Origin of the sequence: Thiocystis violacea, from assembly GCF_016583565.1 — a bacterium.
Lineage (GTDB): Bacteria > Pseudomonadota > Gammaproteobacteria > Chromatiales > Chromatiaceae > Thiorhodococcus > Thiorhodococcus violaceus_A.
In genome coordinates, this window is record NZ_NRRF01000022.1 from 1 (window position 1) to 15,517 (window position 15,517).

The following is a 15,517-nucleotide window of genomic DNA, read 5'->3' on the forward strand; positions in this document are numbered from 1 at the left end:
TTTCATAGAGTTTGAATCAGGCTTTAGAGGTACGGTACCGTAGGTCGGTTAAGCGGTCAAACCAGCACCCTGTGCATGGCTATCCGCAGCCCCTTCATCCGTCTTTCACGCAAGGAACAACCCGATCGCCATGACCGGCAATTACGATGCTTCAGCCATCGAGGTCCTGATGGGCCTCGACCCCGTGCGCAAACGCCCTGGGATGTATACGGACACGACCAGGCCCAATCATCTCGCGCAGGAGGTCATCGACAACAGCGTCGATGAGGCGCTCGCCGGGCATGCCAGACGCATCGAGGTCGTGGTCTATGCCGACGGCTCGCTCGAGGTCACCGATGACGGCCGTGGCATGCCGGTCGATATCCACCCGCAGGAGGGGCTGCCCGGCGTCGAGGTCATCCTGACCAAGCTGCATGCGGGCGGCAAGTTCAATTCGGACAATTACCGCTTCTCCGGCGGTCTGCACGGCGTCGGCGTCTCCGTGGTCAACGCGCTCTCGCGCCACCTGGAGGTCTGGGTCAAGCGCGGCGGGCGCGAGCACAACATGGCCTTCAAGGACGGCAACAAGGTCTCCAACCTCGACGCCGTCGGCACGGTCGGGCGCAACAACACGGGGACCAGACTGCGCTTCTGGCCGAACCCCAAGTATTTCGATACGCCCAAGTTCGCGATCCGTCCGCTGATGCATCTACTGCGTGCCAAGGCGGTGCTCTGCCCGGGTCTCGAGGTGCGGTTTCGCGACGAGAACAGCGGCGAGGAGAACATCTGGTGCTATCAGGAGGGCCTGAAAGACTATCTGGCTCAGGCGCTCGGCGGCGCTGAGATCCTGCCCTCGGCGCCCTTCGTCGGCGACATGGAGGGGAAGAACGAGACCGCCAGCTGGGCGCTTGCCTGGCTGCCCGAGGGCGGCGAGCCCATCGCCGAGAGCTATGTCAATCTCATTCCCACCGTGCAGGGCGGCACCCATGTCAATGGTCTGCGCACGGGTTTGACCGAGGCGGTGCGCGAGTTCTGCGAGTTTCGCAATCTGCTGCCGCGCGGGGTCAAGCTGGCGCCCGAAGACATCTGGGGCCGGTTGAGCTACATCCTCTCGGTGAAGCTGCTGGATCCGCAGTTCTCCGGCCAGACCAAGGAGCGGCTGTCGTCGCGCGAATGCGCCGCCTTCGTCTCCGGGGTGGTCAAGGACGCCTTCAGCCTCTGGCTCAACCAGCACGTCGGGGAGGGCGAGCGCATCGCCGAGCTCGCCATCGGCGCCGCCCAGGCGCGGCTGCGCGCCGGGCGCACCGTGACCCGCAAGAAGGTCACCCAGGGGCCGGCCCTGCCCGGCAAGCTCGCCGACTGTACCTCCACGGACCCTGAGCGCGGCGAGCTCTTCCTGGTGGAGGGCGACTCCGCCGGCGGTTCCGCCAAGCAGGCGCGCGATCGCGAGTTTCAGGCGATCCTCCCGCTGCGCGGCAAGATCCTCAACACCTGGGAGGTCGACCCCGCCGAGGTGCTGGGCTCTCAGGAGGTCCATGACATCGCCGTCGCCATCGGTGTCGACCCCGGCAACGATGATCTCAGCCGGCTGCGCTTCGGCAAGATCTGCATCCTGGCGGACGCGGACTCGGACGGCGCCCACATCGCGACCCTGCTGTGCGCGCTCTTCCTCAGGCACTTTCGCAAGCTGGTCGCCGAAGGTCATGTGTATGTCGCCATGCCGCCGCTCTATCGGATCGACGTCGGCAAACAGGTCTACTATGCCCTGGACGACGACGAGAAGCGCGGCATCCTCGACCGCATCGAGGCCGAGAAGATCAAGGGCAAGGTCAACGTCCAGCGCTTCAAGGGGCTGGGCGAGATGAACCCCGCGCAGTTGCGCGAGACGACCATTCATCCGGATACCCGGCGTTTGGTTCAGCTAACGGTTGACCCGGACGATCACAGCGATAACGTGTTGGATATGCTGCTGGCGAAGAAGCGCGCGGCGGATCGTCGCAGCTGGCTGCAGGAGAAGGGCGATCTCGCGGAGGTGTGAGGCACCCGAACGCGTCTGGCGCCTCTGTCTTCGTCCAAGCCGCCCTGAGGTGCGGTCCGTCGATCAGGCGCTGTGGCGAAGGGCACCAGGAAAGAAGGGCGCCAAGAAAGGCAGCAAGCCGTCTCGATCCCGGCCGATCAACGCTCGGCCGCTTGCAGTTGAAAACCGGAGCGAATCACGATGTCCCAATTCCGATATGGCCATGCGGCGGGAAGCGACTGGAGGGAGGCCGCGGTCGCCTGTCTCTCACAGATCGGCGCAATCCCGAACCAGGCGACATTGGGGCTCCTCTATGTCACCGATGTCCTTGCCCCGGATCTCGAGGCGCTGCTGGGGCTCCTGCGCGCCTCCACGGGCGTCGAGCAGTGGGTCGGTACCATCGGGGTCGGTATCTGCGCCACGGGCGCGGAGTATTACGACCAGCCCGCGGTCGCTGTCATGCTGGCCGAGCTGCCCACGGACGCCTTCCGTGTCGTCAGCGTGCCGGATGGCGACATGGCGCGGTTCGATGCCATCCACGGCGATTGGCTCAGTGACCACCAGCCCTTTCTGGGGCTGGTGCACGGCGATCCTTCCAAGGCCGACATCGAGGAGCTGGTCCAGGCGCTTGCGAGCGGCCTCTCGACCGGCTTCCTCGTTGGCGGTCTTGCGAGCGCGCGGACCACAATGCACGGGATTGCCAACGAGATCCTGAGCGATCCGCTCTCCGGCGTGTTCTTCACTGAAGCCGTGGGTGTGACGACGGCCTTGACGCAGGGCTGCTCGCCCATCGGACCGACGCACGTCATCACGGATTGTCAGCGCAACATCCTCATCGCGATCGACGACCGTTCCGCCTTCGATGTCTTCAAGGAAGAGATTGGCGAGGAGCTGGCCAGCGATCTCGGCCAGCTCGGCGGACAGCTCTTTGCCGGCCTCCCCATTCGCGGGTCGGACACGGGCGACTACATCGTGCGCAACCTGGTCGGCATCGATCCCAACCATGGGCTTCTGGCCATCGGGGAGCTGGTCGAATCCGGCCAGCAGCTGGTCTTCTGTCGCCGTGACGCAGAGACGGCGCTGGAGGACCTGGATCGGATGCTGGCCGCGCTCGAACGCCGGCTGTCTGGGCCGCCACGCGGCGGGGTCTACGTCTCCTGCATGGGGCGCGGCGTCAACCTCTTCGGCCCCGACTCGGCGGAACTCAAGCGCATCCAGGCGCGACTCGGCGATTTCCCCCTGGTGGGCTTCTATGCCAACGGCGAGATCTCCCAGGATCGGATCTATGGCTATACCGGTGTCCTGACACTCTTCACCTGATCGGGCGAGGCGGCTCCCATCCCGCCCTGATCCTGCGTATCCGGGCGCCGCGGCTGCCGGTCCAGCCCCTGGGCGGCCATCGACCTTGGCCTGGCGCCTTCCGAAATCGACTTCACGCGAGTCACAGCAATGCTGAATCTTCAAGAAGACCTTGCCCAAGTCTTGTCCCGCGTCCAGCGCCCGGGTGATTTCTACGCCACCGGCACCCTCGACATCCATCCGCCGCGCTTGATCGTGGACGGGGTCGGAACCCTGGCGTTGCCGCTGTTGCCCGTGCAGGCCGAGCAGTTGATCGCGATCGCGGAGCAGGCACCCTACGGCCGGGGCAGCGAGACACTGGTGGACACCGAGGTGCGCCGGACTTGGCAGATCGATGGGGCGAGGGTGCGTCTGGAGGGCCGGCGCTGGGCGGATGACCTGGCACAGATCATCGCGGAAGTGAGCGCCGGTCTGGGTGTCAAGGGTCAGGTCGCGGCCGAACTCTACAAACTGCTGGTCTATGACACCGGCAGTTTCTTCGTCAGCCATCGCGATACCGAGAAGGCGCCCGGCATGTTCGCGACCCTGGTGCTGGTACTGCCGTCCGAGTACAGCGGTGGAGAGCTGATCATCCGGCACAAGGGGCACGAGGTCGCGCTGGATCTACGCCGCAGCGAACCTTCCGAGGTCGCCTATGCCGCCTTCTACGCGGACTGTCGTCACGAAGTGCTGCCGATCGAGGCGGGCTGCCGGCTGGCGCTCGTCTACAACCTCCTGCGGCCCGACGGCGAGCCACTGCCCGTGGCGCCCGACCACGACGCGGAGCAGCAGGCCGTCGCCGAGCTGCTGCGGCACTGGGGGGCGGTCGCCGCGACCGAGGTCCTTCCGCTCAAGCACACCGAGCCGCTCAAGCTCATTTACCCGCTGGAGCACAGCTACACCGAGGCCGAGCTGAGCTTCTCCACGCTCAAGGGCGCGGACGCGGCGGTGGCCGGTGTCCTTCATGGGGCCGCGCGCGAGGCGGAGTGCGACCTGCACCTGGCGCTGGTGACCATTCGCGAGACCGGCTGGGCCGAGTACGGCGGCGGTGGCCGCTACTGGGACGATGACGAGGCGCGCTACGAGATCGGTGAAGTCGAGGAAACGAGCCAGGAGGTCTGGCATTGGCGCCGCCCGGACGGTGCCCTGTCCGACATGGGCGCGTTGTCCTTCACCGACGAGGAGGTCTGTCCGCCAGACGCCTTCGCCGATCTCGAAGACACGGAGCCGGATTTCGAGGAGGCGACCGGCAACGCCGGTGTCTCCTTCGAGCGCCTCTATCAGCGGGCCGCGCTCGTGCTCTGGCCACGCGGCGAGCGAAGCGCGGTTCTGGCCAAGGGCGGCTTGTCCGTGAGCCTGCCCTTCCTCTCCGCCCTGGTGGCCCAATGGCAGCAGGCGGGAGGCGCGCCGGACGACGCACTCTGGCAGGAGGCGCGGGCGCTTGCCATGCGGATCCGCGATCGCTGGCCCGAGCAGGACTGGCAGCGCCAGCAGGCGAGTCGGAGCGGACAGGGTGCGGCCCTGCTCGACGCCCTCACGCTGCTTGGCGAAATGCGGGCGGCGGCCGCCTTCATCGCGACCAATGGCGTGACAGGCGCCTATAGCGCCGCCGACAACCCGACGATCGCCGCGGCCCTCCGCGCGCTGCCAGCGGACCAGGCGGCCGACCTGCTGACCGGCGTGATCGCCAACAACACCGCGCGGCAGCCGGCGGCCTGCGCGGGCCTGCTCGCGCTCTGCACGGAGCGCCTGGCCGATGTATCAGCGACCTTGCGCACCCCCGCGCTCGCCCTGCTGGCGGCCTTGCCGACCCTGTCCGAGGGCGCGGCCGTCAGAGACAGCGCCCAGCGGCCAACCCCGGAACTGGTGATCTACGCCCTGGTGGGCCTGGAGCGCATCGACTCGGCACTGGCCGAGCGGGCCGTCGAGCACTGTCTGTCCTGGCCCCATGCCTACGCCATGGACAGCGTCATCCTCCCCGCGCTGACCGCGCTGGATGCCCTGTCGGCGAAGGACGCGGCGAAGGGTGAAGCTGCCGCGGTGAGTCGGCTGCGCCGAGCGCTGCTCGACCACCTGGATCGGCGCCTCGCGGAGCCGCTCGCTCCGCCGGCGGATTGGGCGCGTCCGGCCCAGGTCCGCTGCAGCTGTCGCGACTGTGCTCAGCTGACGGTCTTCCTCGCCTCGCCGACGGAGCCCGTCTGGCGCTTCAAGGCCAACGAGCCGCAGCGCAAACACCTTGAGCAGAGCGTGCGCGCCAACCGCTGCGATTTGGACCTCGCCACCGAGACGCGTGGCCGACCCTATACGCTGGTCTGCACCAAAAATCAGGCGAGCTATGAGCGACGCTTGCGCCAGCGCGAGCAGGATCTGACCGATCGCGAGCGGCTCGGTCGAGGCCAATGAGCCCGCGGGGGGCGGAACGCGAAGCGGTTCCACCATTTGGTATCCACCTTGGCATGGCGGATCGCCCTGTCGGGCATCCCCCCTACGCAGTTCATGCTGGCTCCCACGCTCCAGCGTGGGAGCACGGCCGGACGCTCTGCGTCCCGTGCTCGATCGCCCAGCGGCTGAACTGATGATCGACGCCGAACTGTCGGAGCGGGAATGAGGGGTCTCGCCGCGCTATAACCATCAGAGCTGCCGCGAGCCAGAACGCGCTCGGCTCAGGGAATGATCAAGGTCATGCCCGGCGCCAATTGATCCGGGTTGCTCAAGACATGGCGGTTCGCCGCGAACAGGGTGCGCCATTCCGCGCTCGTCCCGTAGAAGCGGTTGCTGATCAGGGCCAGGCTATCCTTGGGGCGGACGTTGTAGACGCTGCGGGCATTGAGCACGCGTGCCAGCTTGAGCTGCATGCGGTGCAGCTGCGCCTCGGCATCGGCGATGGACTGGACCCTGTCCGCATTCCTGTCGGACCCCGAGCGCTCCATCTGGTCTTGTAGGGCGACGAAGGCGGCGGTCGCGGCCTCGCGCGCCGCGTCGGCCGTGAGCGCGCCTCCTTCCGCCTCGGGCAACTGCTCGCGCAGGCTGTCCAGCTCACGCGTGAGGTCTTGGCTCTTGTCCCGCTCCGAGGCGAGTTCCATGGCGAGCCGGTCGATCACTCCCTGCTGATCCGAGAGCTGTTGCTCCATGGCCGCTTGGGTCGACTGGAGCTCCTCCAGTCGGCTGCGCACTCCCTCGAGCGCCTGGGTGCCCTCGGCCAGGCGGCGCTCTGCCTCCATGCGCGCCTGATCCGCGGCCTTGCGCGCGCGGGCGGAGTCCTTGAGCTTGCCATCCATGCCGCGCACGCGCTGGCGCAGCTCCTGCAGCTGCTTGTGCAGCTGATCCAGGGTTTCGAGTGTTGGGTCTGGGGTCTCGGCTGTCTGAGTGACAGGCTCGGACTGCGCGGAGGCCGGCAGCCAGGCGATCACGCCGGACAGGGATAAGACCGCAAGGAGCGCCAGCCGGTTGATGCGCGATGCCGATCGCTGATGGTGCACTCGGGGTTCTCCTGGTGTGGCGCGCGCCGACGGCCGCGGGCGCTGACCTGAAAGACGACGGCCCAGCCGCGACAGCGGCAACCGCGGCGCGATGGGCCGTGCGTCGTCGACGGCGGACTCGATCGTTCGAGGTCTGGCCCGCATCCTTGGTCCGGATCGCCGCCGCGCGGATCACCCGGCCCGCGATGACCTCAGCCGATGGAAGGCAGCCCGGAGAGCGCCATGGCGACCTCGTTCTCGGCATATTCCAGATCCTTGAGCTTGTCGCCGAGATAATCGGTATAGGCCTGCATGTCGAAGTTTCCATGGCCGCTGAGATTGAAGAGGATGGTCTTGGCTTGGCCGGACTCGCGGCACTTCTCGGCCTCGTGGATGGCCGCGCGCACGGCATGCGTTGCCTCGGGCGCGGGGATGATGCCCTCGGACTTGGCGAACTGGATGCCGGCCTGGAAGCATTCGAGCTGGTTGTAGGCGCGCGGCTGAATGTAGCCGAGCTTGGCCAAGTGGCTGATCTGCGGCGCCATGCCGTGGTAGCGCAGCCCGCCGGCGTGGAAGCCGGGCGGGACGAAGGTCGAGCCCAGGGTGTACATCTTGCACAGGGGGGTCAGGTGCGCGGTGTCGCCGAAGTCGTAGGCGAAGAGTCCCTTGGTCAGGGTTGGGCAGGCCAAGGGCTCGACGGCGATGCATTCCACCTCACGCCCGCCGCGCAGCTGATCGCCGAGGTAGGGGAAGGCGATGCCCGCGAAGTTGCTGCCACCGCCGGTGCAGCCGATGACCATGTCCGGATAGGCGTCGGCCATCTCCATCTGCTTCTGCGCCTCCAGGCCGATGACGGTTTGGTGCAGCAGGACATGATTGAGCACACTGCCGAGGGCGTACTTGGTGTCGTCGCGCTGCGCGGCCAGCTCGACCGCCTCGCTGATGGCGATGCCCAGGCTGCCGGTGCTGTCCGGGTGCTCGGCGAGGATGGCGCGGCCTGACTCGGTGGTGTCGCTGGGGCTGGCGATGCATTGCGCGCCGAAGGTCTCCATGAAGGCCCGTCGGTAAGGCTTCTGGTTGAAGCTGACCTTGACCATGTAGACCAGGATCTCCAGCCCGAAGAAGGACCCGGCCAGGGCGAGCGACGAGCCCCACTGGCCGGCGCCGGTCTCGGTGGTGATGCGTTTGACGCCTTCGGCCTTGTTGTAGAAGGCCTGGGCGATGGCGGTATTGGCCTTGTGGCTGCCGGCGGGGCTGACGCCTTCGTACTTGTAGAAGATCTTGGCGGGCGTCTTCAGCGCCTGTTCGAGCCGCCGGGCGCGGTAGAGCGGCGAGGGCCGCCACTGACGCAGGATGTCGCGCACCGGCTCCGGGATCTCGATCTCGCGCTCGGTGCTGACCTCTTGCTCGATGACGGCGCGGGGGAAGATGACGCCGAGCTCGTCCGGTGTGATGGGCTGCTGGGTGCCGGGATGCAGGACCGGGTCGAGCGGCGTGGGGAGATCCGCGTTGATGTTGTACCAGAAACGGGGAAGTTGTTGCTCTTCGAGTAGGTACTTGACTGTGTCGCTCATGCTGACAATGGCCTCAGTGATGGATGGGCGGCCCACGGCAAGGGAAGCGCGCGTGCGTCGCGCGGCGTTTCCGATGGCACTTGCCTGTGCTGCCACCAGGGGCGATCGGGGATCGCTGTCGGTGGCGGGGCTGGTGGGCGCTCGCCCGCCAGTCCGAAATCAGATGATTCCTGCGGTGGAATCACCTGGGCTCCCTGATTGACCGCTGGTCTTCGTGATTGCGGGCCAAGTGTGCCAGGTTTGCGCGCCTGCTTGTATCCCATCCTGCCCTGCATCTGATGCGCGGAGATCGTCCGGGCGGCGGTCGCGCGGTCAGCGCCCTGACTTGCGCTGCTCCACGCTGTGCAGCGCGGCGCTGCGGTCCTCGCCCAGGTCGGTCGCGAGGAAGGCTGGATTCATCGGCAGCAGGATGTCCCAACCGTTGGTCAGGTCGAGTTGCGCGCTCCCGGCGGTCAGCTCGAAGTCCAGCACATGCCCCGCGTGGCTATGATCCTCGGACAGAAAATGCAGATGGAAGCCCGGCACATTGACGCCCTTGGTGAAGCTCGGGCACCAGAAACCGATCAAGGTCCCGGTGATCTCCGTTTGCTGGAAGACCCGCTGCTGCTTCGATGCCTCCAGCAGGGACGGGTAGGGCTTCTCCTGCCGCGGCACGCTGCGGTAGGTGACACTGGCGAACTGCCCGTCGACGCGGATGGCGTAGGCGATGTTGTGACTCGGGAGCTTTGCCTCCAGCCAGTCCTTGAAGGCCCCATAACCCTGCGGCCCGGGCGGGGTCAGGGTCAGGTCGGTCGCGAACGCGGTGACGGCGACGAAGGGTGTGGCGGTCTCGGGCGGCATCTCCCGGACCTGGCCGTCGGCCGCGGCCTGATAGACGATGCCGTCGAGGACGAGGAGCTCGCCATCCAACGCCTCGAAGGTTCCAAGCCCGAAGTCGCCATGCTTCAGAGCATCACCGACCGTGGCGACGCCGTCGTAGACGCCGGCCAGCAGGGCGTCGATGGTCGAGATCTGGTAGAGGGTGTCCGCGTCCTCCGCCGCCTGGGCGCAGAGCGCGAGCGGTAGGGTGACGGCCAGGCAGAGTTGTTGGAGGGGCTTGAGCATGGGGCGTTTCTCCGGCGTGGTGGTTCGGCGTCGCGGCCACTTCATGGCCGCGAGCGCGGCGTAGAGCGCCTCGACGCGATCGAGCTGATCGGCCCAGGGGCTGTCGGCGTGCGGCCAGGTGAGCATGACCCCGCTCTGAGGTTCCCATTCGGCGGGCAGGCGGCGCATGGGACTCTCGATCGATTTGGGCGAAGACTGGGATTCTACGCGCGGTGCTCGCGCCGGCGGGGCGAACCTGACCAGCGACGCCGTTGTCTCATTCCGAACCGCACCGCGCGTGGCAGCTGTCGAGGTGCCGCGCGATTGTCACGCGCTGGTTGCGCAAGCCGTCTGACTTTGTGATTTAATGCCGCGCCTATGTATCACCCCCTCCCTCTCTATATCGGCCTGCGCTACACGCGCGCGAAGCGCCGCAACCATTTCATCTCCTTCATCTCCGGGACCTCGATGGTCGGCATCACCTTGGGGATCGTCGCCCTCATCGTGGTGCTCTCCGTCATGAACGGATTTCACAAGGAGATTCAGCAGCGCATCCTGAGCATGGCCTCGCATGCGACCCTGACCAATCCCTATGGCGGGATGGAAGACTGGCCCGCGGTCCTGGAGCGGGTGCGCGCGCACGAGGACGTGGTCGGCGCGGCGCCCTTCGTCGAGGTGCAGGGGATGCTGGTCAACAGCGCCCAGGTCAGCGGCGCGCTGATCCGGGGCATCGTCCCCAAGGAAGAGGATCAGGTCGCCGAGCTGCGCAAGGAGATGGTCAGCGGATCCGTCGACGATCTGGTCGACGGCGCCTTCAACATCATCCTGGGTCGCGACCTGGCGGCCTATCTGGGGGTCGGCCCCGGCGATAAGGTCACGGTCGTGACCCCGCAGGTCAGCGCGACCCCGGTCGGCATCATGCCGCGGCTCAAGCGCTTCACCGTGAGCGGCATCTTTGCGGTGGGCATGGCCGACTACGACCGCAACGCGGCCTTCATCGAGATGCACGACGCAGCCAAGCTGCTGAGTCTGGGGGAGGCCGTCTCCGGCGTGCGGCTCAAGCTCAATGATATGTGGGAGGCGCCGCGTCTCTCGCGCGAGATCGCCTATGACCTCGGCGGCGTCTACCGCCTGGTCGACTGGACGCAGGTGCACGCCAATTTCTTCAGCGCGCTGGCGATGGAGAAACGGATGATGAGCATCATCCTCTTCCTCATCGTCGCGGTCGCCGCCTTCAATATCGTCTCCACCCTGGTAATGGTCGTCACCGACAAGCAGTCGGACATCGCGGTGATGCGCACCCTGGGGATCTCGCCCGCGCGGGTGATGGCGATCTTCATGGTCCAGGGGACGGTGATCGGCCTGATCGGGACCCTTCTCGGCATGGTCCTGGGCGTGCTGCTGGCCTTCAATGTTGAACCCGTGGTCGGCGCCATCGAGAGCCTCTTCGGGGTTCACTTCCTGGATCCCAGTATCTACTACATCAGCAAGCTGCCCTCGGACGTCCATCTCGCGGACGTCCTCTCGATCAGCGGCGGGGCCTTCCTCATGTCCGTGCTCGCGACCCTCTATCCGGCCTGGCGCGCGGCCAAGACCCAGCCGGCGGAGGCGCTGCGCTATGAGTGACACGGATGAGGTCAAGCCGGTCATCGAGGTGCGCGGCCTGGTCAAGACCTTTCGCCAGGGTCCGCAGGAGGTGCAGGTTCTGCGCCGCGTCAGCTTTCGTGTGCGCCCCGGTGCGCGCATCGCTATCGTTGGTGCCTCGGGCTCGGGCAAGAGCACGCTGCTGCATTGCATCGGCGGACTGGACCGGCCGACGGCGGGGCAGGTGAGCTGGATGGGCGAGGACGTCGGAGGTCTGTCCGAGTCCAAGCTGGGTCTGCTGCGCAACCGCCACCTGGGTTTCGTCTACCAGTTCCATCACCTGCTACCCGAGTTCACGGCGCTCGAGAACGTGGCCATGCCCTTGCTCATCGGTGGGGCACCCCCAGCCGATGCGAGGATTCAGGCGACGGCGATCTTGGAGCGCGTCGGCCTGGGGCATCGCTGCACGCACAAGCCGGGCGAGCTCTCGGGCGGGGAGCGTCAGCGCGCGGCCATTGCGCGGGCGCTGGTGACGCGGCCGGCCTGTCTACTGGCGGACGAGCCGACGGGCAATCTGGACCGCGGCACGGCGAACGGTGTCTATGAGCTGATGCTGGAACTCAATCGCGAGATCGGCACCAGTCTGGTGATCGTGACCCACGATCACGAGCTGGCCGCCCGCATGGGTCACATCTGGCGGTTGGACGACGGCGTCCTCAGCCGGGATGCCGATATCGCCCGATAACGCTCCTTGCGGCGTCGGATCTGGCGCATCAGCTTCCAGCGCCAGAGCACCTGAATGGTCACGTATCCCAGCAGGGCGCAGACCGTGCCGCAGATGAGGGAGCCCAGCAGCAGGGGGCTGAGCACGGCAAGCCAATTGTGCCAGTCCAGCCAGAAGTGAACCTTGAAGCCCGCCGGCGGGATGCCGAGGATCCAGCAGCCCACCAGATAGGCGAAATAGAACATGGGTGGGATGGTGACCGGATTGGAGATCCACACCAGGGTGACGGCGATGGGCAGATTCACCCGCAGGTAGATGGCCAGACCGCCGGCGATGAGCACGTGCCCGACCGGTGGCAGGTACATCACGAAGAGCCCGACGGCGAAGGCCCCGGCAACCGAGTGCCGGTTCAGGTGCCAGAGGTTGGGATCGTGCAGCAGCTTGCCGAAGATGCCAAGGCAACGATTCTCGTGAATCGCGTTGGGGGTTGGCATGACCCGTTTCAGCCATTTTTTCACGCGACAAGCTCGCTTGGTTTCAGCCCCATCCAGAAGGCGCGAGTATAGGTCAGACGTGAGTGCGGCCGTGGACTTTTGTCATGGATGGCACGCCCAATGGAAACATCCGCTGCTGGCGGCCCGCCGCGCAGCCTGATGCCAGTCGAGGGAGAGGCGGCGCTCGGTGCTTAGACTCGGCCTCGCCTTCGCGCTGGGAGCGGCTGGCGTGCATCTGCTCGCGCAGATGCCGCCGTGTTGGCTCGGCATTGGCTCGCTGGCGGTTGCGGGGCTGCTGACCTGGCGGCTCGCTTGGCTGAGTCCGCTCTTATTCCTCGTGCTCGGCGCCTGCTGGGCGCAGTCGCTCGCCTGGCTCACCGTGTCCGCGCCCTTTCCCGAGACCCTGGCGCGCGCACCTCTGATCGTCGAGGGCCGCATCGCCTCGATCCCGACCCGCAACGCGCAGGGAACTCGCTTTCAGTTCGACGTCGAGCGGGCCGAGACGGATGGCCAGCCGCTGTCGTTCGCGGGGCTGGTCCGACTCTCCTGCTACCGTGACTGCCCGCGGCTGTGGGCAGGGGAGCGCTGGCGTCTGCCGGTGCGACTTAAACCGGCGCATGGCTACGCCAATCCTGGCGGCTTCGACTACGAGCGCTGGCTCTTCGAGCAGGGGATTCGAGCCAGCGGCTATACGCGTCGCGCTCGGGCTGGCGATCACGCCGCCATGGTGCGCCTCGACGCGGGTGCCGGCGGTTATTGGCTGGCGCGCTGGCGTCAGACCCTGGGCGAGCATCTCGCGCATCGGCTCGCGGATTCGCCGTCCGCGGGGCTCGTCCAGGCCTTGGTCATCGGTGAGCGCTCGGGCGTTGATCGGGCGACCTGGGCGGTGCTGACGCGCACTGGCACCAATCACCTGATGGCGATCTCCGGCCTGCACGTGGGCCTGATCGCCGCCGCCTGTTTTTTCCTCCTGCGTCGGGTCTGGGCGCTATCCGATCGGACTGTCGCGCTGATGGCCGCGCCGCGCGCCGCCGCGCTTGGCGCGGGGATGGCCGGCTTGGGCTATGCGGCCCTGGCGGGTTTCGCCATCTCGACCCAGCGGGCCCTCATCATGCTCGCCGTGGTGCTGGGCGCCGTCGTGTGGCGGCGCACACTCAGACCCTATCAGGCGCTGGTGCTCGCGCTGGTCGGCGTCCTCGTCTGGGATCCGCGGGCCGTGCTCTCCTACGGCTTCTGGCTCTCCTTCGGCGCCGTTGCCGTGCTCCTCTTCAATCTCGGGCAGCGTCTGCCGAGGCGCGATCTCTGGACCCGCTGGGGCCGCGCCCAGTGGGCCATCGGCATCGGTTTGATGCCCTTGGTCGCGCTCTTCTTCGCGCAGACCTCGTTGGTCGCACCCCTGGTGAATCTGCTGGCCGTGCCGCTCTTCAGCCTGGTCCTCCTGCCGTTGGTCCTGGTCAGCACGCTTCTGAGTCTGATTCCGGGTCTCGATTGGCCCTTGAGGCTGACGGCGCGGCTGCTCGATGGGTCGATGCAGGGTCTGACCTGGGTGGCCGATCAGCCGTGGGCCGCCTTGTCCCTGGCGCAGCGCCCCGCTTGGGTCTGGGACGTCGCCGGCCTGGGCGTCATGCTGCTGTTGTCGCCACGCGGTCTTCCGGGGCGTTGGCTGGGCGCCATCCTGCTGCTGCCCCTGCTCTGGATTCGACCGCCTCAGCCGGACGCGGGCGAGGCCTGGGTCACTCTGCTGGACGTGGGGCAGGGGCTGGCGATGGTGGTCCAGACGGCGGGCGGCACCCTGGTGTACGACGCGGGTCCCGGGTATCCGAGTGGTTTCGAGACCGGCTCCCAGGTCGTCGCGCCCTTTCTTCGTGCCCGCGGCATCGCGCATGTGGAGCGGCTGGTGCTCAGTCATGCCGACCGCGATCATGCCGGCGGGGCCGCCGGACTCCTCGACGCCTTCGAGGTCGATCTGATCCAGAGCGGCGAGCCGGGTGAGCTGGATCTGCCCCAGCAGGTCCAGCGCTGTGTTGCCGGCGAGGGCTGGGACTGGGCCGGGGTCTCCTTCCGCTTCCTGCATCCGTCGGCAGCGGATGCGACGGGCAACAATGCCTCATGCGTCCTGATGATCCGGACCGCCGGGGCCTCACTGCTCGTCACCGGCGACGCCGAGCGCGGCGTCGAGCTGGACCTGGTCGGGAGACTGGGCAAAACGCTGAAGGCCGACGTCCTCATCGCCGGGCATCATGGGAGCAGAACCTCGACCTCGGCCGCGCTGCTCGAGGCCGTCTCGCCCCGCTGGGTGCTGGTGTCCTCGGGTTACGCCAATGCCTTTGGTTTCCCCGCGGCGGAGGTCGTGACTCGCGTGCGCGCCTCTGGCGCGCAGTTGATGGATACGGCGTCCGCGGGGGCCATTCGTCTGGAGATGGGTGCCTCCGGCCTCATGGCGGGGCCGATCGGATGGCGCGAGGAGCACCCTCGGCTTTGGACTCATCGACCCAGTCCCAGCTGGCGGCTAGACCAGGCTGGCGCAGATGAGTAGCAAGAGGGTCTCGGTCAGCTCGACCAGGGCTCCGGCGGTGTCCCCGGTAAAACCGGCGATGCGCGCCATCATGCGGCCTCGCGCAAGGGCGAACAGGACCAGAGTCGCGGCGATGAGGATCACCCCTGTCCAGCCGGCGGCGAGCAGGGTGGCGCCGAAGGCGGCGAGGATCGCGAGCCAGGTCGCCCGCCGAGGCAGCTGGCGCGACTGGGCCGCCGCCATGCCCTCTTGACGTGCATAGGGCGTGGTCAGGAGGATCAGGAGCAGTTGCACGCGCCCCAGCATCGGCACGGCGAGCAACAGCCAGGGCGAGCCGGCGGCGATCAAGGCTTGCAGGCCGGACCACTTGGCGATGAGCACCAGCCCGAGCAGGGTCACCGCCGCGGGACCGCTGCGCGGATCCTTCATGATCTCCAGCGTGCGCTCGCGGCTGCCCAGGCCGCCGATCCAGGCGTCCGCGCTGTCCGCGAGTCCGTCCATGTGCAGCGCGCCGGTGGACCAGACCCAGACGATGAGCGTCAGGGTGGCGGCGATCTGCGGGGCGAGGGCGAGGGCGCCGACCGCCGTCAGGGCGGCGAGGAGCCCCATGAGGAGCCCGATGAAGGGATACCAGGGAACCGACAGGCCGGTCTCGACCGGCGTGGTCTCGCCGTGATCGGGGAAGGGCAGGCGGCTGAGAAAACGTCCGGCAATCCAGAGTGGTCGCGGGCTCACGCGGTTTCGGAGGCTC

At 67.3% G+C, this 15,517-nt stretch carries 11 protein-coding genes; 6 read left to right on the forward strand and 5 right to left on the reverse strand.

Annotated elements, in window-relative coordinates; translation table 11 throughout:
- The first annotated feature begins 130 nt into the window (after positions 1-130).
- The 3 genes from parE to CKO23_RS10850 all read left to right on the forward strand — a co-directional run bounded on the left by parE (position 131) and on the right by CKO23_RS10850 (position 5,737).
- Positions 131-2,017, forward strand: a complete 1,887-nt coding sequence (gene parE, locus CKO23_RS10840; protein WP_200330919.1) for a DNA topoisomerase IV subunit B — start codon at positions 131-133, stop codon at positions 2,015-2,017.
- Positions 2,018-2,197: 180 nt separating this feature from the next.
- Entirely contained in the window at positions 2,198-3,316 is a 1,119-nt protein-coding gene (locus CKO23_RS10845) for an FIST signal transduction protein (RefSeq protein ID WP_200330921.1), read from the forward strand.
- Positions 3,317-3,445: 129 nt separating this feature from the next.
- The gene (locus tag CKO23_RS10850) at positions 3,446-5,737 is read left to right on the forward strand and encodes a 2OG-Fe(II) oxygenase (protein ID WP_200330923.1); all 2,292 of its coding nucleotides are present in this window, start codon (positions 3,446-3,448) and stop codon (positions 5,735-5,737) included.
- A 260-nt stretch (positions 5,738-5,997) separates the two neighbouring features.
- On the opposite strand, the gene CKO23_RS26560 is transcribed toward CKO23_RS10850, so the two are convergent.
- The 3 genes from CKO23_RS26560 to budA all read right to left on the reverse strand — a co-directional run bounded on the left by CKO23_RS26560 (position 5,998) and on the right by budA (position 9,638).
- Positions 5,998-6,813 (reverse strand): LysM peptidoglycan-binding domain-containing protein, encoded by an 816-nt coding sequence (locus CKO23_RS26560; protein ID WP_200330925.1) that lies wholly within the window; start codon positions 6,811-6,813, stop codon positions 5,998-6,000.
- Positions 6,814-7,004: 191 nt separating this feature from the next.
- Complete coding sequence (locus CKO23_RS10860; RefSeq protein WP_200330927.1) at positions 7,005-8,366, reverse strand: TrpB-like pyridoxal phosphate-dependent enzyme; 1,362 nt, start codon at positions 8,364-8,366, stop codon at positions 7,005-7,007.
- Between the two features lie 312 nt (positions 8,367-8,678).
- On the reverse strand, positions 8,679-9,638 hold the full coding sequence (gene budA / locus CKO23_RS10865) for an acetolactate decarboxylase (protein ID WP_242482357.1): 960 nt from the start codon (positions 9,636-9,638) through the stop codon (positions 8,679-8,681).
- 189 nt (positions 9,639-9,827) lie between these two features.
- On the opposite strand from budA, the gene CKO23_RS10875 reads away from it, so the two are divergent.
- Both CKO23_RS10875 and CKO23_RS10880 read left to right on the forward strand, forming a co-directional pair.
- Positions 9,828-11,075: a lipoprotein-releasing ABC transporter permease subunit gene (locus CKO23_RS10875; RefSeq protein WP_200330929.1), complete on the forward strand. Its 1,248-nt coding sequence runs from the start codon at positions 9,828-9,830 to the stop codon at positions 11,073-11,075.
- On the forward strand, positions 11,068-11,778 hold the full coding sequence (locus tag CKO23_RS10880) for an ABC transporter ATP-binding protein (RefSeq protein WP_200330931.1): 711 nt from the start codon (positions 11,068-11,070) through the stop codon (positions 11,776-11,778). The genes CKO23_RS10875 and CKO23_RS10880 overlap by 8 nt, the downstream gene beginning before the upstream one ends.
- Here the strand turns inward: CKO23_RS10880 and CKO23_RS10885 are convergent.
- A complete protein-coding gene (locus tag CKO23_RS10885) occupies positions 11,721-12,251 on the reverse strand; it encodes a DUF2062 domain-containing protein (RefSeq protein ID WP_207168514.1) in 531 nt (176 codons plus the stop codon). The two genes, CKO23_RS10880 and CKO23_RS10885, sit on opposite strands and share 58 nt — an antisense overlap.
- A 187-nt stretch (positions 12,252-12,438) precedes the next feature.
- Here CKO23_RS10885 and CKO23_RS10890 point away from each other — a divergent pair, with 187 nt between their 5' ends.
- On the forward strand, positions 12,439-14,787 hold the full coding sequence (locus CKO23_RS10890) for a DNA internalization-related competence protein ComEC/Rec2 (protein ID WP_346014596.1): 2,349 nt from the start codon (positions 12,439-12,441) through the stop codon (positions 14,785-14,787).
- On the opposite strand, the gene CKO23_RS10895 is transcribed toward CKO23_RS10890, so the two are convergent.
- Positions 14,761-15,501: an adenosylcobinamide-GDP ribazoletransferase gene (locus CKO23_RS10895; RefSeq protein WP_200330935.1), complete on the reverse strand. Its 741-nt coding sequence runs from the start codon at positions 15,499-15,501 to the stop codon at positions 14,761-14,763. The genes CKO23_RS10890 and CKO23_RS10895 overlap by 27 nt on opposite strands.
- Positions 15,502-15,517 lie beyond the last annotated feature (16 nt).